The following is a 319-nucleotide window of genomic DNA, read 5'->3' on the forward strand; positions in this document are numbered from 1 at the left end:
TGTTGAGTTAAATTCAGATCATCAACAAATTATTATGATTACTGGACCAAATATGTCTGGTAAATCGGCACTTTTACGTCAAACTGCTTTGATTGTTTTGATGGCGCAAATAGGAAGTTTTGTTCCAGCACAAGCAGCAGATTTAGGAATTATTGACAAAGTTTTTACTCGAGTTGGTGCTTCAGATAATATTTCGTCAGGCGAATCGACGTTTATGGTCGAAATGAATGAAACGGCAAGTATTTTAAATAACATTTCGGAACGAAGTTTGATTTTGTTGGATGAAATTGGTCGAGGGACTTCTACGTACGATGGTATT

1 protein-coding gene is annotated in these 319 nt (G+C 36.1%); it reads left to right on the forward strand.

Going from position 1 to position 319, the window contains the following annotated elements; translation table 11 throughout:
* Positions 1 to 319 (forward strand): MutS-related protein (locus QWI17_RS01245; protein WP_441294576.1); only part of this gene is annotated, 319 nt, incomplete at both ends.

Origin of the sequence: Gilvimarinus gilvus (genome assembly GCF_030518155.1) — a bacterium.
In the GTDB taxonomy this organism is placed as follows: Bacteria; Pseudomonadota; Gammaproteobacteria; order Pseudomonadales; family Cellvibrionaceae; genus Gilvimarinus; species Gilvimarinus gilvus.